Origin of the sequence: Kocuria coralli, from assembly GCF_008831305.1 — a bacterium.
GTDB lineage: Bacteria > Actinomycetota > Actinomycetes > Actinomycetales > Micrococcaceae > Kocuria > Kocuria coralli.
This window is the reverse complement of record NZ_ML708630.1, coordinates 1-22346: the sequence shown is the minus strand read 5'-3', so window position 1 is coordinate 22346 and position 22346 is coordinate 1. Positions and strand designations below refer to the sequence as shown.

At 63.3% G+C, this 22346-nt stretch carries 16 protein-coding genes; 8 read left to right on the top strand and 8 right to left on the bottom strand.

Features of this window, described 5'->3' with window-relative positions; translation table 11 throughout:
• Positions 1-139 precede the first annotated feature (139 nt).
• Together FCK90_RS13850 and FCK90_RS15445 are read right to left on the bottom strand one after the other, a co-directional pair.
• A complete protein-coding gene (locus FCK90_RS13850) occupies positions 140-1462 on the bottom strand; it encodes a histidine kinase (protein ID WP_181954328.1) in 1323 nt (440 codons plus the stop codon).
• A 1-nt stretch (position 1463) separates the two neighbouring features.
• Positions 1464-1670 carry a hypothetical protein gene (locus FCK90_RS15445; protein ID WP_181954327.1) on the bottom strand — a complete coding sequence of 69 codons (207 nt, stop codon included), beginning with the start codon at positions 1668-1670 and terminating at the stop codon, positions 1464-1466.
• 189 nt (positions 1671-1859) lie between these two features.
• Between FCK90_RS15445 and FCK90_RS13845 the strand changes: the two genes are divergently transcribed.
• The 7 genes from FCK90_RS13845 to FCK90_RS13815 all read left to right on the top strand — a co-directional run bounded on the left by FCK90_RS13845 (position 1860) and on the right by FCK90_RS13815 (position 15126).
• Positions 1860-2546 carry a response regulator gene (locus FCK90_RS13845; protein ID WP_158034899.1) on the top strand — a complete coding sequence of 229 codons (687 nt, stop codon included), beginning with the start codon at positions 1860-1862 and terminating at the stop codon, positions 2544-2546.
• Between the two features lie 113 nt (positions 2547-2659).
• Complete coding sequence (gene wecB / locus FCK90_RS13840) at positions 2660-3820, top strand: non-hydrolyzing UDP-N-acetylglucosamine 2-epimerase (protein WP_158034898.1); 1161 nt, start codon at positions 2660-2662, stop codon at positions 3818-3820.
• 71 nt (positions 3821-3891) lie between these two features.
• Complete coding sequence (locus FCK90_RS13835) at positions 3892-7602, top strand: hypothetical protein (RefSeq protein WP_158034897.1); 3711 nt, start codon at positions 3892-3894, stop codon at positions 7600-7602.
• Entirely contained in the window at positions 7599-8582 is a 984-nt protein-coding gene (locus FCK90_RS13830) for a polysaccharide pyruvyl transferase family protein (protein WP_158034896.1), read from the top strand. The genes FCK90_RS13835 and FCK90_RS13830 overlap by 4 nt, the downstream gene beginning before the upstream one ends.
• A 38-nt stretch (positions 8583-8620) precedes the next feature.
• The gene (locus FCK90_RS13825) at positions 8621-10402 is read left to right on the top strand and encodes an FAD-dependent oxidoreductase (RefSeq protein WP_158034895.1); all 1782 of its coding nucleotides are present in this window, start codon (positions 8621-8623) and stop codon (positions 10400-10402) included.
• A 63-nt stretch (positions 10403-10465) separates the two neighbouring features.
• The gene (locus FCK90_RS13820) at positions 10466-13345 is read left to right on the top strand and encodes a polysaccharide pyruvyl transferase family protein (RefSeq protein ID WP_158034894.1); all 2880 of its coding nucleotides are present in this window, start codon (positions 10466-10468) and stop codon (positions 13343-13345) included.
• Entirely contained in the window at positions 13345-15126 is a 1782-nt protein-coding gene (locus tag FCK90_RS13815; protein WP_158034893.1) for a hypothetical protein, read from the top strand. The genes FCK90_RS13820 and FCK90_RS13815 overlap by 1 nt, the downstream gene beginning before the upstream one ends.
• Before the next feature lie 23 nt (positions 15127-15149).
• Here the strand turns inward: FCK90_RS13815 and FCK90_RS13810 are convergent, their stop codons facing one another.
• The 5 genes from FCK90_RS13810 to FCK90_RS13790 are packed head-to-tail and all read right to left on the bottom strand — an operon-like array spanning position 15150 to position 20181.
• Positions 15150-15950, bottom strand: coding sequence for a hypothetical protein (locus FCK90_RS13810; protein ID WP_158034892.1), 801 nt, complete (start codon positions 15948-15950; stop codon positions 15150-15152).
• Between the two features lie 11 nt (positions 15951-15961).
• Positions 15962-17137, bottom strand: a complete 1176-nt coding sequence (locus FCK90_RS13805; RefSeq protein ID WP_158034891.1) for a glycosyltransferase — start codon at positions 17135-17137, stop codon at positions 15962-15964.
• 4 nt (positions 17138-17141) lie between these two features.
• Entirely contained in the window at positions 17142-18767 is a 1626-nt protein-coding gene (locus FCK90_RS13800) for a glycosyltransferase family 4 protein (protein ID WP_158034890.1), read from the bottom strand.
• Positions 18767-19780 (bottom strand): polysaccharide pyruvyl transferase family protein, encoded by a 1014-nt coding sequence (locus tag FCK90_RS13795; protein ID WP_158034889.1) that lies wholly within the window; start codon positions 19778-19780, stop codon positions 18767-18769. The genes FCK90_RS13800 and FCK90_RS13795 overlap by 1 nt, the downstream gene beginning before the upstream one ends.
• A gap of 56 nt (positions 19781-19836) precedes the next feature.
• The gene (locus FCK90_RS13790) at positions 19837-20181 is read right to left on the bottom strand and encodes a hypothetical protein (protein WP_158034888.1); all 345 of its coding nucleotides are present in this window, start codon (positions 20179-20181) and stop codon (positions 19837-19839) included.
• Positions 20182-20755: 574 nt separating this feature from the next.
• Here FCK90_RS13790 and FCK90_RS13785 point away from each other — a divergent pair.
• Complete coding sequence (locus FCK90_RS13785) at positions 20756-21520, top strand: DUF6270 domain-containing protein (protein WP_281347459.1); 765 nt, start codon at positions 20756-20758, stop codon at positions 21518-21520.
• Between the two features lie 62 nt (positions 21521-21582).
• Here FCK90_RS13785 and FCK90_RS13780 read toward each other — a convergent pair.
• A partial coding sequence (locus tag FCK90_RS13780; RefSeq protein WP_220433346.1) for a polysaccharide pyruvyl transferase family protein occupies positions 21583-22346 on the bottom strand: 764 nt, incomplete at its 5' end.

Genomic DNA, 22346 nt, shown 5'->3' with positions numbered 1-22346 from the left:
GAATCAGAACGGGAGGGGCAGGGGCGCGGCGTATCGGTGGGGACCGCGTTTACATGAAGATGTCGTGTCCACCGTACCGCACAGACATCGAGTCCCGGCTCTCAGGCTCGTATACAGAACGGGGAAAGACCCTCCCCCACTAGGGCAGATCGATCTCCTGCAGGGGCAGCCGTGCGTGGACGATCCAGCGGCCCTCTCTGGGCCCGCTGGTCAGCTCGCCGCCGAAGACCGACACGCGTTCCCGGAGGCCCAGCAAACCGAATCCGCCGGTGCTCAGTACCGCCGCCGGCGTGGAGACCTCACGACGGCGGGCGTGGGCGAGTTTGTTGGAGACCTCCACCTCCGCGCGCGGACCGCGGGCGCGGTTTCTGACGATCTCCACGCGGATGGAGACGGGACCGGCGGGCGAACCGTGGCGGACGATATTGGCGCAGGCCTCCTGGACCACCCGCTGGCAGGCGCTGCGGACCGAGGTGGTGACGTACTCCCAGTCCGGTCCTTCCTGGACCTCGATGTTCCTGAAGCCGGAGTCCCGCAGGATCTGCACGCTGTTCTGCAGAACCATGGACATCGTGGGTGTGGGCGGGGCGGGCTTGGAGGAGTCGGCGGACTGACTCGATCCGTCGAGCGGGGAGATCCGGGTGGCCGAGATGCCCACGGGTTCCTCGCGCAGGATGCTGACCAGCCTGCGCAGGTCGGCGATGGTCCCGCTGGCGCCGTTGGCGATATCCCTCAGCGCCGTGCGCTGCATGTCCGCGTCCTGGGAGAGCAATCCTGCATTGGCGCGCAGCGCGGTGGCCGTGACGTTGTGGGCGACCAGATCATGCAGTTCACGGGCCAGTTCTTGTCGTTCTGCGGCGCGCACCAGGGCGGCATCGTGCTCCAGGCGGGCGATGGTGCGCGCGGATAGGAGTGTGCGGCATCGGAAGAACCGCGTGGTGAAACCGAGGAGCGCGCCGAAGCTGAGTAGTGCCCACAGCGCGACGACCTCGGCCCATGCATCTGTTTCGGTGACGAAGATTCCCAGGCCAAGGGCGGCGAGCCACTGAGCGCCGAGGACCGTCAGGCCCACGCCCCAGCGCAGCCACATGGTGAGAACGAGGGTGCACAGGACACCTGGCACGAACACGGCATAGGTCGACTGCGTCATCAGCGCCAGGGCGTAGGCGAAGACCAGTGTGCTGATGCCCAGTCGGGGCCCGGCCAGCGTGCCCAGTATGGGCAGATAGGTGCCGCCAACGGTACCCAGGACCTCCATCCAGGGATCGGTTCCAGGCGATTGCGAGACATGGATACCGGTGATGGTGAACTGCAGTACGTCGAAAAGGCACAGCATGGCGACGACCACGCTGAGACCGACGCGGAGGAGCGCGGGAACAGGTAGTGGGTCCGTGACCCGCAGTTCAGGCCAGCGGCGCTGAATCGCGGTCCACGGACCCACGTCGGATGAATCGGGCGTCACATTACCTCGAGCAGCGCCCGTAGTAGAGGCACAGCAGGCTGACGAACACGCCGGGCTCGGCCTTGACCACGGAGGTGGTCTGGGCCGGTGCGGGGGCAGCCCCGATGGAGGGTGCAATCGCGACCGTCGCCAGGCTTCCACTGAGGAACATGGACCCGGCGATGGCGGCTGCGGCTGCGGCTTTTCGAGAGCGGTTGAGAATCGGCATTGGTACTCCTGCAGGATGCGAGACGGGGCGGGGGGATGCGCGGAGCAAGCAGGACGCCTGACCTGGGGAGTCAGGATCCATTCCGCACGTATCCAGGATATTCTCAAACTGGCGACTTGTGCGGAGGAATCCGTCATCGTGTCATGAAAGCCACAAGATTTAACGGACTCGGCAGTATAGGCGGTTCCCTTGAGCAGACATCCTGGTGCCCGTACGGGTGCTACCGGCCGCCCGTACCGGGTCCTGATCGCCGACGACGAGGCCGTGGTCCGCGAGACGCTGTCCGTGTACCTGGCCAGTGCCGGCGACATGGAAGTGGTGGGAACCGCCGCCGACGGCCGCGGGGCGGTGCAGATGGCGGCGAACCTCCGACCGGACATCGTGCTGATGGACATCCAGATGCCCCGGGTGGACGGGGTGGAGGCCACCGCCGAGCTGCTGCGCATCCTGCCTGCCACCCAGGTGGTCATGATCACCACATTCACCACCGCGGACGCCGTCGTGCCCGCACTCCGTGCCGGGGCGCTGGGCTACGTGCTGAAGTCGGATCCCCCCGAGAGGATCCTGACCACCGTCCGCCGAGCCGTCTCCGGGAAGACGGAGCTCTCCCCCACGGCCCTGGACGCCGTCGTCGGGCACCTGCGGGAATCCGACAGGCGTGACGAACTGCCCCCGGCCGTCACCCTCACCACTCGGGAGGCGGAGGTGCTGCGGCACCTGGCCACGGGATGCCGCAACAAGGAGATCGCCGACACGCTCGGAATCACCGAGAAATCCGTGAAACAGCATGTGACTCACCTGGTGAGCAAGTTCGGGGTCCGGGACAGGTTGCAGCTGGTCATCGCAGCTCACCGGGCCGGCATGGTTGAGCTCTGACCGGCGTGACGTGGCGTCGCGCACCACGTAATGGGGGACATCCTCATTTATGCTTCTTGGAAGTCCCCCTCGAACACCAAAGAAGCTGACTGCAGCAGCGGGAAGAAGCCCTCATGACCCTGACCATCATGCCCATCTACGGCACCCGGCCCGAGGCCATCAAAATGGCCCCCATCGTGAAGGCGCTCAAGGAGTCGCCGAACTTCGAGTGCGTGGTCACCGTGACGGGCCAGCACCGGGAGATGCTGGATCAGGTCAACGAGATCTTCGACATCACCCCGGATCACGATCTGAACATCATCCAGCCGCGCCAGACCCTGAACGGCGTGCTCACCCGCACGGTCGAGGGCCTGGACGCCATCTTCGAGGAGAAGACTCCCGACGCCGTGGTGGTCCAGGGTGACACGACGACGTCGACCGCCGGCGCCATCGCGGCCTTCTACCGCGGGATCCCCGTCATCCACGCCGAGGCCGGCCTTCGTTCATTCAACCTCTTCTCCCCGTTCCCGGAGGAGGCCAACCGGAAGATCACCTCCCAGATCACCAGCCTCCACCTGGCTCCGACCGATATCTCCAAGCGGAACCTGATCGCCGAGTCGATCAACGGCGAGGACGTGGTGGTCACCGGCAACACGGTGATCGACGCCCTGCACCACACCGTGGCGAAGGCGCTCCCCTTCTCCGATCCCCAGCTGGAGGAGATCGCCCAGCGTTCCGGTAAGACACTCCTGGTCACCACCCATCGGCGGGAGAACCAGGGCGAGGCCATGCGCGGCGTGGGACGAGCCCTGGCCCGCATCGCCGAGGCGGAGCCCGATCTGACGATCGTGCTGCCCGCGCACCGCAACCCGGTGGTCCGGGAGGCCGTCCTGCCCGCCATCGAGGGCAAGCCCAACGTCCACGTCACCGAGCCCATGGCCTACGGGGAGTTCACCCGCATGCTCGCCGTGGCCGACATCGTGCTGACCGATTCCGGCGGCGTGCAGGAGGAGGCTCCCTCCCTGGGCAAGCCGGTCCTGGTCATGCGCGAGAACACCGAGCGTCCGGAGGCCGTGACGGCCGGGACGGTCAAGCTCATCGGGACGGACGAGGAGCGCATCGTGGAGGAAGTGGACACCCTGCTGCACCAGCAGGGCATCTACGAGGCCATGGCCAACGCCGTGAACCCCTACGGCGACGGCCGGGCGGCCGAGCGGACGATCGCCGCGATCGAGCAGATGTTCGGTATCGGTGAGCGGATCGCGGACTTCAATCCGGACCTGCCCCAGGACTGACCCCGCGCCAGCGCACCCTCCCCTGTCGTGCCGTGCTCGGCCGACCCACCCCCCCCAGTGAGAGAAGATCTGTGGCCGCTTCCCGCCTGTTCCCCCGCGGATTCGCGCTCCTACGCACGGGTGATGCACTGGAGGTGCCGACCGGCTGGCTGACGTTGGCCTTGCAGGGCTCAGGTTGGTTCTTCTCTCACGACCCCGCGGTGGAGCCCTCCTTGGCGGTCGGCGAGGACGGCGAATGGGTGCTGAGCTACGGTCTGCTGCTCTACGCGGGTGACGACGTTCGCGAGCTGACGCCCTCGGAGCGTCTGGTGGAAGCCCTCGGGCGCTCCGAGGAGGCCTTCCTGGAGCAGCTCGACCTCTATGGAGGTCGCTACATCATCCTCCGCGGTGGGCCCGGGGATCGTGCTCCCGTGCTCTACCAGGACGCCACCGGGATGAGGACGGTGCACTTCTCCGAGACTGCCGATGTGGTGGCCAGCCACGTGGAGCTGGTCAACCGCCTGCAGCCGCATCCGCTGCGCACCCCCGAGCAGGGGTTGGCGAGCTTTCTGACCATGTGGGGTCGCACACCGCGGCTGGGGGTGGAGGCGCTGCTGCCCAACCACTCGCTGGAGCTCGGCACGTGGTCCATCGAGCGCTTCTACCCGCGCCGGGAGAACCCGTACGCGCATCTGAGCGTCCAGGAGAGGGTGGATCTATTCCGTACCCGCTGGGAACGGATGATGCGCGACCTCGTCGCCCTCGATGCCCGGCTGATCATGTCCATCACAGGGGGTTGGGACAGCCGGACCGGGCTGGCGCTGTCGCTGGAGCACCTGGACCGGCTGGCGCTGTTCACCTATTCGACGAAAGCCACGGTGACCAGGAAGAGCACCAAACTGCAACGCTCACTGGTCCGGGACAGGACCCTCGTCGAGCAGCTCCTGCAACTTATACCGCCGGTTTCGCACACCTACTTCTACACCGACGAACCAAAGCTCCGCCTGACCCCCGGCCAGCGGGAGCACATGGCCACCAATGCGCTGGTCAAGCACGGCAGGTGGCTTCTGCCGCATTACCTGCAGGCCTTCCCCGAGGACCACGTGATCCACCTGCGCGGCAACGCCGCGGCGGTCGGCAAGAGCCCCTGGACCAGGAAAAGGGACGAGGACTCCTTCGAGGCTCTGGAGCAGGAGCGCTCGATACGCACCGGCAAAGACGACGACGACATCCCCGATGCCCAGCGCCAGGAGGACTTCCGAGCCGGTTATGAACGCTGGGGCTACGACGGAGATCTGCACGGCCTGCACCGGAAAGACCTCTTCTACTGGGAGGTCCGCCTGGGGCGCTGGTCCGCGGAGATCTGCAACGAGACCGATATCGCCTTCGAGACCTGCGCCACCATGAATGTGAGGGCTCTGCTGGAGCTCACCCTGTCCTTCCCTCTGGAACAACGGCATTCCAGTTTCTTCTACTCGGAACTCATCAACAGCGCCGCCCCGCCGTTGAATTTCCCCGGATTCAATGATTACCGCAATCTCTACGAGATCACCCGGGACAAAGGGGGCGACGGCGCGGGATCGCCGACCGGACTGCCTCTGCAGGGTCACCTGGAGATCAGGGGCCCCCAGGGCCATGAGCTGCTCGCCGCGAAGGGTGCGCAGCTGATCATCCCCCAGGAGCATTTCCTTCCGGCCAGCGCCGCGCATCGCGTTTTCGAGCCCACTGCGCAGGACGGCGAACTGCGTTTCACCTTGAGCTCCACCTACGGATATGCCGCAGCCGCCGGCCATTGGAGGTGCCAGGTCTGGGTCGACGGCCGCATGCACACCAGCTGGGACGGAGGCATCTCCAAGGCCCCGGTGCACGTCACGGTCACGGATCTGCGGGCGGGTTCCATCGTCTCTGTCGCCGTCATGGCTCTGGTGGACCGGCATGCCACCGCTTCATGGTCGAACGCCAGCCGCGCTCAGATCGAGGACATCGTCTTCGAAGCCAAAGACCCCGCCGGACAGACCTGTGTTGCGCTCGACGCCCCTCGGTCAACCCGTCCCCAGTACAACGCCGATCCTCCGTGCTTGGCCCCCGCTGATCTCGGCACGCTGCTGGCTGAGTTCTTCCCCCTGGACGAACCCACCCGCCTGGATGTGGACCTGGGCGACTGTCTCGTCCCCCTGCTGGTGGTGCGCCGCGAGCCGACGGAAGACGCCAGAGTGATCACCCTGTTCAACGGCGCCGTAGACCTCGAGCGCTCCCAGGGGCAACCCGTATTCCAGCGCTCGACCTGGTGGCAGGACATCCCGTGGTCGCAGATCTACGTGGCCGATCCAGGAACGATCGGACCGGAGGCCTTGAGCCTCGCGTGGGGCCAGGTCTCCCGGGACGTCACCGCCGTTCCGGCCACCGTGGAGGCCGTGCGTCTGCTGGCATCCGTGCTCGGTGCCCAGTCAGCTGAACAGCGCACTTATTTCGGATCCTCGGCCGGTGGCTTCTGGGCCTGGTCCGCTGCGATCCTCGATACGGGCTCGCGGGCCGTCGTGAACAATGCCCAGATCGACTGGACGCGGTGGATGGCCGGCGCCGTCAACGAGCTGCGAGCTGCCAGGTTCGACGGCATCCTGCCGGCCACCATCCGTAGCCAGTACCCGACCCGAACCAGCGTGCTGCAGCTGTGGAAGCACAGGAAGAAGCCCGCTCGGATCGACTACTGGGTCAATGTGGCTTCCGATCACGACCGGGTGGTGGATCTGCCACAGGTGGAGAGCTTCATGAGGGAGCACCCGACTCTGACGGAGGGTCTCTGCATCCACCACTATGAGGACGCTGTCGCCGGTCACAATCCCATGGTCAAGGCCGACGTCCTGAGAGCCGTCCGTGCTGCCGACGCCGGGTCTGCGGTGCCTCGCGGGAATCCAAAGGGCGCCCCGGGCCGGCATGTGGCGGAGACTGTAGAAGATCTCCCGGAGTTGAGATGGCGTCCATCGGAGGTTCCGGACTTCCTGAATACGGCAGCCTCGGTTCGGCACACCATCGCCGACCCCTCTGGGGCGTCGCTTCCGATGAACTCGTTGCTCCTGCGCCGAGATGCCTCCGACACTCTCGTGGTTCCGCTGCACGGCACGCTCGACCGGAAAAAACATGGGTTGCCATACTTCGAACGTTTTCAGGAATTTCGTGACCTCCCCCATCACGTCCTGTTCCTGGCCGACCCCACGCTCTACGCGTCACCCAACCTGCGGGTGGGCTGGTACGCCGGGACAACTGAAGAAGTAGTGCCGGAGCGAATTGCCGGGATGATACAGGAGGCAGCCCGGCAGCTGGGGGCGTCCAAGGTCATCCTGACGGGGGCTTCCGCTGGCGGCTTCGCCGCCCTCTCCCTGGCCCCCAGGATCAAGGATTCCCTAGCCGTTGCCTTCTCGCCTCAGACGGACATCCGGCCATACGCACAAGGTGGGCCGGCCAAGACGCTCATCGAGTCGGCTTTCCCCGGATATGACACCGTGGCCGACCTCGCCCGCGACCAGCCCGGGCGAGTCGACCTCTCCTCGCTATACCGGCAGTACACCGGCGGCCGTGCCTGGTTCATACAGAACACAGGCGATGAGCCGAACATGCGCAAGCACATGATTCCCTTCCAGAATGTGACAGGTGACCGAGTGGCCTTCGTCCTCGAGCATCACTGCAAGGGGACGAATCCCCCGACGCCGAGGAGAATCCGCAGCTGGATCGACTATGCCTGCTCTCACTTCGACGGCGATCCCCAGGCCAATCGTCTGCAGGTGCGGGCTGAGGGGCAGCCATGAAACGCGTCGGCCTCATCGGGTTCTTCGGGTGGGGCAACTTCGGGGACGAACTGATGCTGCGCTGCTGGTCGGATGCCTTCGCAGGGTCAGCCATCGCCCGCAAAGTGAACACGTTGCTTCACAGACCGTACTTCGAGGAACCGGCCGACTCCGTCGCCCGCCGATTCGACGCCTTGGTCATCGGTGGCGGCGACCTGGTCCACCCGGACGCCATCTCCCCCCTGTACTGGAACCGCTCCTGGCTTCAGAAGCCGATCGTCATCGAAGGAATCGGCGTCGCGCTGGAAAGACGCCGAGAACGGAGCGACGTCCTGGAACGCCTCACCACGTTCTTCTCTTCAGAGATGGTGCGGTCCATCGGAGCCCGTGACGGGGCGAGCGCAGCGTGGCTCCGCGAGCACCTGGACCCCGCACGGCCCGTTGGGGTCTCCGCGGACCTGGGGTTTGCCACGGATCTTCCTGCGCCCGTTCCGCCGCGGGACGACCGGATGGGCATCGTCCTGCGAAAGGTGCCGAGCGAGGAGGACCGACGAGTCGTGAGACGGCTCTTGACGTGGGGAGAGGCCCACGGAGTCACTATGGAGCTGCTTGTCCTGGCTACGGGTGCCGAGAGGCAGCGGGAGATCGAAGGGCTCCGGTCGGAGCTACCGCGAGTGCCTTTCCGGACCGCGGATTCGATCGAGGATCTTATGCGTGCCATCAGTGGTTACCGCTGTCTATTCAGCGCCAAATTCCACGGAGCTGTCGTAGCAAGCAGGTATGGAATCCCCTCGTTATCACTTCGTCCCACCCATAAGATCAGCGCCTTGGCCTGCCAGCTCGGAGATCCCGAATTGGCTATGCACCCGTCAGAGTTCAGCGATACCCAGCTGTTGGAAGTCGTACGGCGACGGCCTCCCACGGACTCCGTCCGTGAAGCCGAGAGCAGCGCCAAGAGTGCTATCACCCGCGCGGTGGACACTCTCCTCGCGGCTTCCTGAACGCACTCTTTGCCCCTCCCCCGAACAGTGAGACAACAATGACGCATCTCCTCGACTCCCCCGCCCACGCCAAAGTATGGTCAACCGTGCCGCGGCGGCTTCCCCTGTACGCCGGACTCGTGGTGGCAGGAGGGGGGTTGTCGGGATGCGCGGCTGCCCTGTCAGCGGCTCGGCTCGGGGCCCCGGTAGTCCTGATCGAACCAACTCACATGCTGGGTGGTCAGGCGGGTCCGGCGGGGGTCTCTGCCATGGATGTCACTCAGCATTACGACGATCAGATCAACGGCCATGGGCTATGGCAGGAACTCCGGTCGCGCATCAACGACGTCTACAGATACCGACTTCGCCGCCACCTGAATGTCTCGCAGTACAGGGACACCTCCTTCGCCCCCAACCCGGTAGTGGTCGATCGAGTGCTGACGCAGATGCTGAAAGAAGCAGGCGTGCGAACGTATCGCAACGTTCACATCGAGTCTGCCGAGATCCGGCCCGGAGCGGCGAAGCTGTCGACGAGTTCAGGCCCGATCTCCGGCAAGCTCATCATCGACGCCACGGAAGACGGCGCCGTGACTCGCCTCTCCCTCGTACCGCATCGACTCGGAAACGCGGTATCCGATGGAACCGGATACTCGACTACCGACCTGGAAGAGGTCGTCCTGCAGGACATCACGCAGACGGCGATGATCCGTCGGTACGAACCCGGAACGATGCCCGCGGAACTGAGGCTCGAAGAACCGCCCGAGCGCTTCCACGAGTTCATTCCCGCTATCGTCCGGGGTTACCCGTTCGGGCCCGGAAAAGCGAGGATCGGGCATGACAACGGTTTTGCCGGCTATCGGGCCGCCCCGGACCTTGCGGGTGACGTGAACTACACGGGTTCGCAATGGGAGAAAATCACCCGCACCTCGCTTAATTACCACAACGATCAGCCGATTACCGCGGCCTATTTCACCGACGAACTCTCCCGGGTTCGCTATGACCGCGAGGCCATCCTCCGGACGCTCGCGATCATATATTTCCTGCAGCATCACTTGCGCCTCGACTGGAGCGTGGTCACGGACGAGGGATTCGATAGAGGCCCGGGCTGCAGGGACCCACGTGTGGTGGCCGGGCTGCCGGAAGCCATCGTCCGGCATTTTCCGCCTATCCCCTATGTGCGTGAGTCCCCCCGGATCATCGGACGGGACACCATGACCGGCAAGACCATCTATCGTCGGGGAAACCGGACTCTGGCTCCCTGGGATGCGCATGCCGTCGCGGTCGGCACCTATCCCCCGGATCTGCACGGTGGGCGGACGATCCGCGATATGGAAGAAGACCTCAGCGAGAGCCTGGCGGACAAACCCCTCACCTGGAGGGAAGGACCGTTCCCCATCCCGCTCGGTTCGCTCATCCCGCGTTCCCCACTCCCGCTGATCGCGGCTGAGAAGAACATCTCCGCTTCCCGCATCGCTGCTGCAGCAACGCGCCTGCACCCGACGGTAACCGCGATCGGCCAAGCGGCGGGGACGCTTGCGGCGCTCGCTATTCACCACGGGGTCCTCCCCCACTCGGTGCCGACGATGGCGGTCCAGAGCCTTCTGGTGTACCAAGGGGCGCATTTGGCACCGTATCCTATAAGAGGTATCCGCCCAGGTGAGCCCGGGTATTCAGCGACACAGATCGCGGTGGTGCATCAGTTGGTCGATACTGTAGAGATCAAACGCCCCGAAGCCTCTCCCCTGCTGGGGCTCGATCTGGACAGGGCCGCGCGGCTCGGTCAGACGCTGCTGGACGAATATGCGGATTGGACCTCCCCCCTGGTCCCCAAGCGATGCTGAACGCCGTTCTCCCCATTCACTCTCCCCTCTCCCATCCCCCCGAATCCGGAGCTTAAGAACATCATGCAGAGCATCAACCAGCTGAAGGCCGAACTCGAGAGCAAGACGTTCGACCAGGGCTTCCACTGGCGCATTCTCTTTCTCGGACGATCGATCAACGGGACCACGGATATCGTCTCGTCGCTATCCCGATCCTTGCGTAACCTCGGGCACCACGTCCTGGATCTGGACCTGAAGTTCCACCGCATCACGGAGAACCCGGAGCGGGCAGCAGGGGGCAACGGACCGATCTACGTGCAGGCAACGAAGCTGGCCCCCGTGCTGGAGAACTTCCGCCCGCAGATGATCATCTGCTGTGCCGGCGGACTGACGTTTACCGACCAGGATGCGGCGTGGCTGAAAGCACAAGGGATCGTCTTGGTCGGTATCACTCTAAGTGACCCCGACGTCTTCCCGAGTATCAAGGATCATGCGCACGTTTTCGACGTGCATACGACGAACGCGGAACTCTCCCTGCAGATGTACAGGGATGAGGGTGTTATGAACACCGTGTACTTCCCCTTCGGAATCGACCGTGGATTCGTGACGCAGGAGGTGGACGAGGACCCATCGATGGAGGCCGACGTCATCTGCCTGGGACACGCCAACAATCGACCGGACCGCAATCAGACCATGACGGCGCTCAATCGCCGGTTCGACGTCAAAACGTACGGCCGCGGTTGGGATGTCCCCGGCAGCGAGCCTGTCGCAGGTGATAAAGCACTTCAAGCTCTCAAGATGGGACGTGTGCATATCAACTTCCCGCTCACCCGAGCGGGGTACATCAATATCAAGTGCGGAGTCTTCGAATCCGTCGGCGCAGGTGCTGTCATTGCGACGGGTGAGTTCGAGGAGATGGCTCGATTCTTCGACTATGGCGAGGAAATCATCGGATACACCGACGACGATGACCTTTCGGCGAAGATCGAGCACCTGCTCAGCGATCCTGCCGAATATGAGCGGATTCGGCTTAACGGCTTTCGACGTCTAGTGGACAACCATTTGTACGAACACCGGTGGATGGAGCTTTTCGACACCATCCGCAACGCCTCGACCGAGTCCACCCCCTGGCTGAGTTCTGAGCGCATCGGGCAGATACGGGAAGCTCTCGGCCAGTCGTTCCCCCGTGCACGCAAGATCATCTTGTCGGGCTTCTACGGGGCGGGCAACCTGGGCGACGAGTTGATCCTGCGTTCCATCGCTTCCGCGCTCGCGGCTGCAGACCCGGCCATCCAGGTCGTCGTCGCCGCTGAGAACCCGCGCCAGGTGGAACTGCACCATGGCCTTCAGGCCTTCAAGCGCGCGGACGTCTACGAAAGCGCGTACCAGCTCCATACAGCCGATGCCGTGGTCGTGGGAGGCGGCGGCCTGTGGCATGACCTGACCTTTAACCGGGCTGGAGGCCTCGCAAGCCTGGTGAACGGCTCGACGATGTCGATCGCAGGATTCGGCAACCTGCCGTTGATGGGGCGGGTCCTGGGCATTCCCTACCACGTGATCGGCCTGGGCGCCGGTCCGCTGCAGGACCGGGATGCTCAGGCGATGGTCCGCTATCTGGCCGGCCAGACCGAGTCCATCCTTGTCCGGGATGAGGACTCGAAGGCAGCCATCGTCAATACCGGCATCGACGCTGCCTGCGTGCGCTCAGCACCCGATGTGGTCTATGCCATCAACCTGCCGGACGGTGGAACCCAGGCGCATTCGACGGAGACCATCGCGGGCCTGAAAGCGGAAGGTCGTAGGCTCGTCGGGGTCAATCTGCGGCGCTGGGCACGCGAGGACATGGACGCGGTTCTGGCCGAGGTCGAGAAGGCAATCAACGCCGAAGCCGCGCACGGACCTCTCGCCCTTGTCGGCATTCCGATGCAAGCCGGCGCGACCCATGACCGCTCTATTCTGGAGAAGCTTGGATCACGGTTGTCGCCGAACATCTCCTTCTTCCTGATGCCGGATCCGCCGACGTTCGATTCCTTCGATCAATGCATCGGTCAGCTCGATGCACTGATCACCATGCGCCTGCACGCAGCGCTCCTGGCCCACCGCCGGGGCCTGCCCACGATCGGCCTGGTCTACGATCCCAAGGTCGCCCGCCACTTCGAAGAGGTCGGCAGAAGCGACTTCGCCCTGCCGCTGACCAGCGCATGGGAGCCCATCTACGAGCGGACGCATGCGGCCATCGCGGAGGGAAGGATCATGGACCCGGGCACCGCAGAGGCGGTGCGGGCCCTCGAAGTGGAATCCAGCGCGGCGCTGACTGAGGCCGCCATGCGCGTGGCCCGGGCACCCGTGCGAACAGCCGTCTACGAGATCCCGGCCGAGCGTCCCGATGAACCAGAGGCCCCAGGCGTCGTGATCCAGAAACCGGTAGCTGCCTTCACCAAGGCCGAGTTCTCCGCCACGGAGCTGGAAATCCCCGAGCGAGCGTTGAACGTTCTCTTCGACTCCCCGAAGGCGCTGCACATCTCCCTGCCGACGACTTCTCCGGTCGCTGGGCAAGCGATCCACAACCGGTGTTCGTTGAACCTGGACAGCGCGTCACCGGTGGAGGTGTCGCTGAGCGTCACCAGCAACTACGAACGCGAACAGAACCTCGGGAAGATCACCACGATGGTGCAGGTCGGAGAACACGTCTTCGTCGATGATCTCGCCCGCTCCAAGGAACCCGTCCTCTTGCGGCTGAGGACCTCCGGTATCCAGGAGATCCCGGTCAGGGTCTCGTTGTTCGTCAACGGTCGTTGCTACCCCGCACAGTCATGGCCGAAGTACAGTCGGGTATCCGTGAGGATCCATGAAGTCCACGCGGTGAATGATCGGGGACCTGCTCGGACTCTCTTCGCGTCGGCGGGGGAAGTCCGAGCACTCGAGCCTCAGCTCGCGGCTAGCGCATCATCTGGGCAGGAATAGTGGCGAACTATCTTTGCATCCTCAGGCACGAAGGGCGGTCGGCCGCCGAAGGACGGCTCACCGAGAACCTGCTAGGACCCTCTGAAGAGATAGCACATCGAACCTTGGCAGGTGGTTGGCACCTGAGCTGGATCGCCAAGGGCGCGGAGAGCGACCTTCTCCCCGGGACCGGACTCTTTTCGGGCTTCGCCGTCGACGACGGCCATGAGCGCATCATGTACGGCGCCCGCGGAGTGCTGGCGGAGGGGCGCCCCGCCCTCGGAGACGGACTGCCGGGTTGCTATATCAGCGCAGCGTGGGACCAGCACGGTGTCGATATCACCGCGGATCTCTACCGGAGCATGTCGATCTTCGTGACCTCCGTTCCCGGCCTCACCATGGTCTCCGACTCCGCCTACGTCCTGATGGAGATGCGGCGGCGACTGCGACTACCGGTGGTCTTGGATGAAGGTGTCGCCCGTGCGATGCTCTGGCGGAACTCGATGTCCGGGCAACTGCTGGGGTCTCGGACGCCCGTGAAGGACATCAGATACGTTCCCGTCGGACGCCACGTGCGACTGCCCCTGGATTCGCCGAGCTGTACCGCCCTGGAGGTCGGTCGGCCCGTGCCTGAGATTTTCAGTCCCCCGAGCACTGACTACGCCGCCGAGTTGCGACTCGCGGGCATCCGTATCGGCTCATTGATCAACACGGTCGCGTCCTCGGGTCCGGAGCACGCTCGGCTCTCGCTGTCGGGAGGAAAGGACTCGCGCATCTGCCTTGCGGCTGCACTCCTGTCCCCTGCGGCTCGCGATTCCGCTCGATACTCGTGTACCAACACATCCGAGCAGCATCGACGTGACTATGAGGTCGTCACAGAGCTCTCCACCGAGTTCGGCTTCCCTTTGGGGGCGCGAGGTTCCATCGAAAGCCGATCGGATGAACTGCGCAGAGTCGCCAACCCCCTGGCGCTGTGGTTCTCTGACAACTGCCTGAGCTACTACCCCTTGAGGATTCAGGCCTACGCTTTGCGGGCCAAGGGCCGATTCGCAATTGCCGGTTTCGGATCCGAGCTGTACAAGGGCAACTACGGGCAGCGCCCCCTCCAGGCCATCGTGACCTCCATTGCCAGAACTCAGCCGGAGGTTGCGGAGAGCGTCCGCTCTATCGCGGAGGAGGTGCTGGTCCAAAGCGGCATCGACCCTAGACGTCATCTCAGTGCGGAATGGCACTATCTGCTCCTTCGCAACGCGATACACGGTGGACGCTTCACCCCGGTCAGCAAGTTTGGTTTGCGTCCTCTGCAACAGCGGAACCTGGTCGGCCTCAGCAAAGTCAGCCCGGATCTCTATTCACCGCTGATGACGGGACCGGAGCAGGTTCCGGATGACCTGCTGGTCCTGCTGAGCCCATCCCTGGCGGCCCGGCCGTTCGATCGGCCGGTCAAGGACCGATCGCCGCACCAAGTGGTTGAACGCCTCCGTCTCCTCGGAGGTCCGATCTCCAGCGCTGAATTGAGTACCTATCATGTGTCCGGGAACCCTCATGATGTCGCGGACGGGCCGAGCACCACGCTGCTCGGACTTGTCGATGCTTCGCGTATCCGGGGCCGGGTCAACCGTGATGGAGTCCGTCCTTTGATTGATGACGCCGCGCGCGTGGTCGCCGGATCTGGTCTCTCCGAGCAATGGTCCTCGGTCGCGGAGGAGATGCGCCGGACGGTGCGTGATCCCAGCATTCCATTGGGACATACCCACGGCATGCCCGGAAGGCTATTGGCATTGGCTGAAGTGCTCCGCTGAGCGATTCGCCGAGTATCAGGGCTTCAGCGGTCGAGCACCCGTGTCAGCAGCTGAGTCAGTTCCTCCGGCGAAGGCGCCGTGTGCCCATCGCCCCAGTCACCCCGGACCACCTCTACCCGTTCGTCGGGAATGCTCCCGAGGAACGGCTGCATGTGCAGCTCCACGTGGGCGTCCGTGACATTCTGGATGTACAGGATGTCGTTGTGGTTGGCACCGTTGTAGATCCGGCGGAGGTCAGCGTCCACGGAATTCTCCCAGACATCGGTCGGTGCGGCGCCCCAAGCGGTCGTGCAGTAGGCGGTCTGATGTTCGAGCGAGAAGTTCTCCAGGACGGTCTGCGGATTGACGGGCACGATCGTCGCGTCGGGGAAATTCCTCCCGTAGTACAAAGCGGCGAATCCCCCGGCCGAGGCGCCGAAGAACAGCGTCCTCGAGCCGCCGAGCTCGCTCACTAGATGTCTGAGGATCATGACGAGTTCTTGCTGGACTGGGTGAACAGCGGTTCCGGCGAACCAGCCGATGGTGAGTTCGTCATCGGCATACAGTCCAGGGTCTGCCACCTGGACAAGATTCACCTTGAAAGGCTTCAACATGTTGGCGCCGGTGAAGACGGGCAGCAAAGTACTGCGTTTGGTCAGAGCCGCGTGGAATACGACGACCGTCGTGTCCGAATGAGCAGGGCTGACATGGATATCGACGGGATGCGTCTGACCGATCGACACGATCTCCCGCCCGCTGAGTGAATGACGCAGGAAATCATCCGCTGTTGCGTATTCCGAGGTGCGACGAGCGTAGCGTGAAAGGTCCCTGCGGGTGCTTGCCATGTTCGAATCGCCTACCAACCCAGGACCCGGCCGAGGTCACGATGGAATCCTGTGCTGACCACATCGCTTCTGAGCGCCGTGATCGAGTTCTGGACTTCCTCGGGCGTGGTTCGGAGTGCAAGCCTGCCCATTCCTTCGAGATGGTCCGCCATTTCTCCGGGGCTGGTCTCCCCAGGCTTCTCGACGTACTCGACGAAACTGCCGGGGAGAGCCTCCCGGAAGACCGGGGTGTCGGTGGCCAGCACCGGCAGATCGAAGCTGAGATACAGCAAGGCCGCCCCTGAGTTGAGCGACCGTGTGTAGGTCACCAGACCGGCATCGGCTGCCCTCAGGTAGTACTGCGCCTTCGTCCCCGGAATGCGGTGCGGCTCGATGAGAACCTGAGGGTCGGCGGCGCATCGAGCGACGAACCGGCGCACGTCGGGATCCTCGTCGGGATGGCCGGCGACTATCAACCGATAGGGAGTAGATCTGTCTCTCCTGCACAACTCCTGAAATCCATCGAGCAGCACATGAAGTCCTTTGTAGGCCTTGAGCGCACCGAATAAGACGAACACGATTTCATCGCCGTCGATGCCCAGGGCGGCTCTCGCCTCAGCGCGGGAAACGAAATCCTCGTAAGCACCCACATAGCTCGGATGGGGGGCGACGACCAACTTGCCGGGCTCGACGTCGAGCAGCCCGTCCATCGCGGAGACGGTGGCATCGGCCATGACATGGACGGCATCGGCGCGGTCCGCCAGGCCCTGCTGCAGCGTGAGCTCTTCATCGATGAACCGCGCGTCATGTGGATAGACGTTGTGAGCCGTCCAGACCACTTTTCCGCCGCGTTCTCTGAACTGGTCCACTCTCCCCAGAAAGCCACGAGCCTTGATCCCCGCCTGTGCCGCGTCCTTGGCCTCACCGATGACCCAGTTGATCCAATGAAAATGGACCGTCTGTGAGGCTGACAGCCGGTGGAACTGTGGCAGGGCAGCGAAGTCGAATCCATTCAGGATGGGTGCTACGGCGACGCCCTTCTGGGGGAAAGACCGATAGAGCAGCGCCTGGAAGGGGTTGACCCTAGCCACAGCAGTGTAACCGAGCAGGTGAGGGCTGGGGTCTGTACCCACAGCCCGGATCGCTTGATGGATCTCTTGCACCGGGCTGGTGGCCTCCCTGCGGAAACCGTTGAGGTGGACGAGCATGCCGTCAGGCTCCTTCCCCGGAAGCGGCGGTCTTCAGAACGGAAGTCAGGTATTGCGCATAGCGGGGCCCGTTGTGACTCCACTGGCGATGACCACGCACCCAATCGAGACCCGCCTGAGAACGACGTGCACGTTCCTCGTCATCGTCGAACACTTCGCACAACACCTTCGACAGGCCGCGGGCATCGTCCACCGGAAATGACCACCCTCGTTCGGGGCTCGGAGCGATCTCCGACAATGCGGGGAGATCGCTCACCACCACTGGGCGCCCCATGGCCATCGCTTCGAAGGGCTTCAGAGGCGTCACATATGTTGCGGCCCGTTCATGAGTCCTGGGCACCACGAAAACGTCGATCAGGGAGTAGTAGCGAGGAATGTCATCATGATCCACCCGGCCCGTGAAATGGACGCGGTCCATGACCCCGTAGGAGTCCGCCAGCAGTTCCAGCTTCTCGCGTCGGGGCCCGTCGCCGACCAGGACGCAGTGCTCTGGGCGGCCGGCACGGGCGAGGTGAGCTGTCGCGGCGATCAAGGTCTCCTGGGACTCGCGGTAGTGATCCATGTTGGAGACGTAGCCGAAAGTCGGGTGTCCCCCGACGCCAATACGATCCGCCAGTTCCACATCGCGCTCTTGCGGGGTGAATCGCTCGACATCCACCCCATTGGGAACCAAGCCGACTTTGGATTCGGCAATCCCCCGGGCGACGATCTCATCCTTCATGGACTCCCCGATGGTCAAGACGAGGTCGGCACGATGCATGCAATCGAGTTCCACCCGTCTGCGGGATTCGTAGATCTCACCCTGAGCCTCGTACCGCACCTCGCCGGTCCAGTTGCTCTCGAAAAAGGATCGTACTTCGTAGATCACCGGTATACCGGTTTTCTCCTTGATGGCCAGTGCCACTAGTGCAGTTTCGTAGCCGCGCCTGCCCGAGCTGACATGGATGGCGGCAGGGCGGATCTTGGCGATCCGCTCATAGGCCATGTCCGCGAAGAGCTGCAAGTACCGGTCGGCTGGAAGATTGCTCAGATCGGTGGATCCCAGGTCGAGAAAGTAGTGCCCGATACCATCCAGGAGAATTTCTGATCGGGGAAGTTCATTCAGAACCGATCGTGGAAATCCTGGTTCAGTAATGACGATCGGTTCAAGCCCGGCCTTTTTCTCGGCAATAAAATTATAATGGCTACGGGATGTGAATCCGTTGGAGAGATAAGGGCGGCTCTCCTTCACCATATGGACTATCCGTCGATCCGAAACCGGCGTAATAGGCCTCATCGGTCCTTGGATACGAGGAATCCGGCCACTCAGTTCACGGATACGTCCCTCCAGGAGCGCCAGCGAACTCGGGGAGACCTGTTTCAGCTCCGAAAGTCGGAAGTTCACCCTGAGCGCCTCGGAGAGCTCTCCTAATTTGCCGAAGACCGCTCGCTGCACTTTGAGGTATTCGGCATCGCTGTCGAATCGGGTGCCCCATCGCTGCATCAGTGCGGTCGCCGTCTCATATTCGTGAGCCGTCAACAGAGCCCGGAGCGTGGCCGTAGCCAGCTTGGCATCAGCCGTTTCCAGCGCTTTGAAGATCGGCTGGTTGGCTGAATCTGGGAAATCCGTATCGCCTTGTCTTGCCTGCATCAGGACGTCCGCTCCGGGGCACGTCCCGGGAAGTCTGCGTTGATCCTGCGCTGTAGTGCGCGCACCGCGGCCGCTGCCTCCGACTCCAGTTCACGGACGGCTGCCGAAGAGACGGGCATCCGGGCGAGGTCCGCCTTGGATAGCATCTGCGCATCCTCATTTGCGGACAGCAGCGGGCGGCGATCGAGCCGGGTGTATAGATTGCGGCTCTTCGTTGTGGCCGAGAGCACCACTGAACTGACTCCGTACATGGTCGCCACGACCGTCCCGTGAAACTTGTTGGAGAGGAGCAGATCCAGGCCACCGATCCAAGAAGAGAGGTCGTCAATCCTCTCGGAGTCCAGCACGATCTGGTCCGCAAAGGGAAAGGCCTGAGCTACTTCGAGATCCGCTGCACGGGTACGGCCCGTGCCGAGCACCAGGTTCACGACGTCATAGCCTCTGGCGGAGTACGTCTTGCAGACATCCACCAGATGCGAGGGATCGGAGTCCGCTCGGTGAGTACGAAGGTTGATGCCGATAGTCGGCTTCTCGAACTCGACAGCGGGAGGCAACGACATGTTGAAGACAAGATCGGCGTGCACCTGGACGGGGACCTTGGGTTCCAGATGACGTCGGATCCACTGCGCGCTCTCCTCGTCGCGGGCGCCGATATGGCGGACGTTCTGATGCTGGAAGAAGTTCCGCAACCGATCCATGACATCCGGGGCGTGGTGCTTCACCCATGTGGGCACTCCCACGCCGCTGATATATACCGGCCGCTGCAGCCACGCGCGATTCCAGTACAGTGGTGAGATCTTGTTCGGAATGATCAGATCCCCGCCCCCGATCACCAGGGCATCGTATTCAGCGGCGATATCGGATGCCTGCCGCGAGAAATACGGGGTGGTCAGCAGGTCGTGCACGACGGACACCTCGTGATGCAATCCGATCGTGTTCTGCCAGTTGGTGAGGAAAAGCTCGTCACCGTAGTTTCCCCAGCCGAAGAAACCGACCAGTCCTATCCGAGCCATCGAAAGCTCAACTCCTTCAATCTGTCAGCCGCCCGGAACGCGCCGGCGAAACGATGTCAGTTGGTGATCCGGTCCAGCTCTGCCTGGGGCGCGACGACGACCCAGTTGGGCCCATCCACGTAACTGGAATTGCTTTCCTCGTACTGATCCACTCGTGCATTCTTCTGTTGCTCATCCTCGAAGAGGATCAGCCAGACGTTGTCGCCGCAGCTCATCGATTCCTTGTAGCCATCTCCATGGACGACGTCTTCGCTGTCGCACGTAAGGTCCTGATCCGTCACTGCCGATCTGAGATCGGCGACCGAGTCGAAACTACGTTCGGTGAGCGGTTCGCTGCCACAGGCTGACAAGGCGAGAAGCCCGACGACGGAAGCGGCAACTGACAGGGGGATGCGGCGCATGGGGGGTCCTCATGTTCTTCGAAAGGCGGGGGCCATGGGCCAGCCTATCCCCTGACCGGCCCACATGCTGGCTGCAGCGCTCCGAGAGTCGGCCATGCATACGCCTTGGTCAGCGGTGGTGCTCATGACTCTCTCCACGAGGGCCGTGGAGGTTGATCAACAGCTATCTGCCGTGAGATCACCTTCCGGGAACCGTTGATATATCCGACCATAGAAAACGTGCTTCTGGGTATTTGCCCATCGACCGGCTCCCCAACGCCAGGCCGTAGCCGGAGCCTTTCGTTAATCGGCAAGGCCGAACGAGGACCCATTCGGGGCCAAGGTGGTGGCGTCTCAGTGTTCCCGAGCTGACAGCCGGGAACACGATCGACAGCCGGAACCCGCGTCTCCAGACCCCGCCTACACCTTCAAATCCAATGAACCTCTGAATCGGCGCCGTGATCGATGATCGGCTGCGTGGCGGAGCACGGCAGAAATAAGTCAGCCGGACATCACAGGGTTTCCGATTCGGGAATTCCGCGGATACTCTAAATCAGCATCGGATGCTGGTCGCCACCGGGGTGACTGGCACTGGATGTCGTATCAGAACCCCGACGAGAGGCATCAGGTGGAGCAAGCGCCCCCCGAGAAGGCGAGTCCGCGCAGAGCCTTCATCTACGGAAGCTGCGTGTCCCGTGATGCCTTCCAGCTCGACGGCCTACCGCCCCTGGCCGATTACTTCGCTCGGTCGCCTTTGATCTCAGCCTTCGGCAGGCGTCCGGACTCCGTTCCTGAGGACCTCGACCTCAACGCCATCTCCAGCCCGTTCCAGAGACGTATGGTCAAAAGGGACCTCGAGAAGCAGCTCCCCGCAGCGCTGACGAAACTGACGGATGAGGTGGTCGTTCTCGACCTCATCGACGAGAGAATCCGAGTCGCAGAATCCGCGAATGGACTGATCGCGGTCAGCCCCGAAGCAGCAAGAGCCGGTTTCCGGGGCGGCTCAGGTCGACAGCTGAAGATCGGGGCTCCCGCTCATAAGGCCGCATGGCTCAGGGCCGCCGATGTCATGGCCGATGCCCTGCACGGCAGGACAGTAGTTCTGAACCAGGCCTTCTGGGCGACGCACGACGATGCCGGCGGCGATCTGCGCGAGAAATTCGATGTCGACACGCACAACCGGGCTCTCCGAGAGATGTACTCGCACCTCGCCACGATCTTGGACTGCCATACGGTGGAATACTCTCCGGACCTACTGGTCGCTAACAGCCAACATCGCTGGGGTCTCTCGCCGTTCCACTACGTGGATTCCTTCTACCTCCACTTCGTCGAACGGTTTCAAGCCTTGAACCTCAGCTGAGCTGCGGCGGCTACTTGTGGCCCTGGAAGGCGGTGCATAGCACGGCCCTCCAGGGCCACAGGTCATCCCCCGGTCGACGTGAGCGCTTCCCGAATGACCGTCCATTGACGATCGACGAGTCGCTGCAACTGCTTATCGTCGGGCTGCGGCGTGGAATCGATGATCGAGACGATCTTGTCGATGGTCTCCGGCATGTTCCTGCGCTGCACGTCGAAACCCAGCGCGGAGTAGTGGTCCTGGAACTTGAAGTCCCCGCCGTACAGCTGGTCCGATAGCACGAACGGCGCTACAGGAACCCCATACGAATGCGCGAAAATGCACCCGTGGAGACTGGTCGATGCGATCATCTCGCATTCGGCGAGCTGCCGCACGAATTCTTCGCGTGGGGCATAGTTGTCGACGATGTCTTGGGCATGCTGCGGATACCTGTCGAGGAACATCTCGCGATCCTGAGCGTGGACGATGAACCCGAGAGGCTTCCGATCGTGAACCTCCGGCGCCGGCTCGATTTCGGCCAACAACAGACCGGGATCCCCGATGACCTCTGGATTCTGGCCCGCGTCGCGCATGATGGTCGTCTTCGTCAGGAATCCGCGGACCGCCCGTATCTCGCAGTCCGGTCCGTAAGTGCGACGATTGCCGTTGATCAGGCCCCCACCGACCACAATGCACGGAGCGTGGGTGACCGCTGCAATGAGAGAGCCGACCAGCCCGACGGTTCCCGGGGGAAGGTCATCCTTACTGCGAATGCCCAGCCGACGGCAGTTCTCCGGGCCGAGAATCGAGTCAGCGATATGGAATGGCGGATTCAAGCGGTCAGCGCAAC

Excerpts from the sequence above, each read along its gene's own strand:
- FCK90_RS13790 (WP_158034888.1), bottom strand. The coding sequence starts at position 20,181 with ATGCGCCGCATCCCCCTGTCAGTTGCCGCTTCCGTCGTCGGGCTTCTC.
- FCK90_RS13795 (WP_158034889.1), bottom strand. The coding sequence starts at position 19,780 with ATGGCTCGGATAGGACTGGTCGGTTTCTTCGGCTGGGGAAACTACGGT.
- FCK90_RS13820 (WP_158034894.1), top strand. The coding sequence starts at position 10,466 with ATGCAGAGCATCAACCAGCTGAAGGCCGAACTCGAGAGCAAGACGTTC.
- FCK90_RS13800 (WP_158034890.1), bottom strand. The coding sequence starts at position 18,767 with ATGCAGGCAAGACAAGGCGATACGGATTTCCCAGATTCAGCCAACCAG.
- FCK90_RS15445 (WP_181954327.1), bottom strand. The coding sequence starts at position 1,670 with ATGCCGATTCTCAACCGCTCTCGAAAAGCCGCAGCCGCAGCCGCCATC.
- FCK90_RS13830 (WP_158034896.1), top strand. The coding sequence starts at position 7,599 with ATGAAACGCGTCGGCCTCATCGGGTTCTTCGGGTGGGGCAACTTCGGG.
- wecB (WP_158034898.1), top strand. The coding sequence starts at position 2,660 with ATGACCCTGACCATCATGCCCATCTACGGCACCCGGCCCGAGGCCATC.
- FCK90_RS13825 (WP_158034895.1), top strand. The coding sequence starts at position 8,621 with ATGACGCATCTCCTCGACTCCCCCGCCCACGCCAAAGTATGGTCAACC.
- FCK90_RS13810 (WP_158034892.1), bottom strand. The coding sequence starts at position 15,950 with ATGGCAAGCACCCGCAGGGACCTTTCACGCTACGCTCGTCGCACCTCG.
- FCK90_RS13805 (WP_158034891.1), bottom strand. The coding sequence starts at position 17,137 with ATGCTCGTCCACCTCAACGGTTTCCGCAGGGAGGCCACCAGCCCGGTG.
- FCK90_RS13785 (WP_281347459.1), top strand. The coding sequence starts at position 20,756 with ATGTCGTATCAGAACCCCGACGAGAGGCATCAGGTGGAGCAAGCGCCC.